The organism is Pseudomonas sp. RA_35y_Pfl2_P32 (genome assembly GCF_963970735.1).
Taxonomy (GTDB): Bacteria; Pseudomonadota; Gammaproteobacteria; order Pseudomonadales; family Pseudomonadaceae; genus Aquipseudomonas.
The window spans coordinates 1-485 of record NZ_CAXAQF010000262.1 but is presented as its reverse complement, the minus strand read 5'-3'; the positions used below and the strand labels follow the sequence as shown (position 1 = coordinate 485).

At 64.7% G+C, this 485-nt stretch carries 1 pseudogene; it reads left to right on the top strand.

Going from position 1 to position 485, the window contains the following annotated elements:
* Positions 1 to 115 precede the first annotated feature (115 nt).
* Positions 116 to 485 (top strand): annotated as a pseudogene (locus AACY45_RS28175) (ISNCY family transposase); the annotation flags it as partial.

The window sequence follows — 485 nt, the reverse complement described above, 5'->3', positions numbered from 1 at the left end:
TAAGACCCTCAAAGGCATGTTACCGGCCGACATCGCGATACAGGTGAGCGACGGCAAGGAAGCCCAGGCGGAACCCCATGAGTTATCGGCGCGCGGCGTACGCAGGGTCTAGCTCTCGGACAAGCACTCGGTGTTCCGGAACAATACGGCCTCGGCCAAGAGCGATGGCATGACCCACTTCGGTCGGGCCCTGGAAGCACTCAGCATCGAGATCATCTGCGCCAACTCGCCGCAGGCCAAGGGACGGGTCGAGCGCGCCAACGGCACGCTGCAGGACCGTCTGGTGAAGGCGATGCGGCTTGAAGGCATCTCGAGCATTGCCGAGGCGAACGCGTTCCTGCCTGGCTATATGGCGCGCCACAACCAGCGGTTCGCCAAGTCGCCGTACGATCCGCGCGATGTGCACCGCCCCCTCGCCCTGCACGACGATCTCAAGGCCGAGATGGTCTGGCGCGAGCAACGCACGGTGACGCAGGCGCTGACGC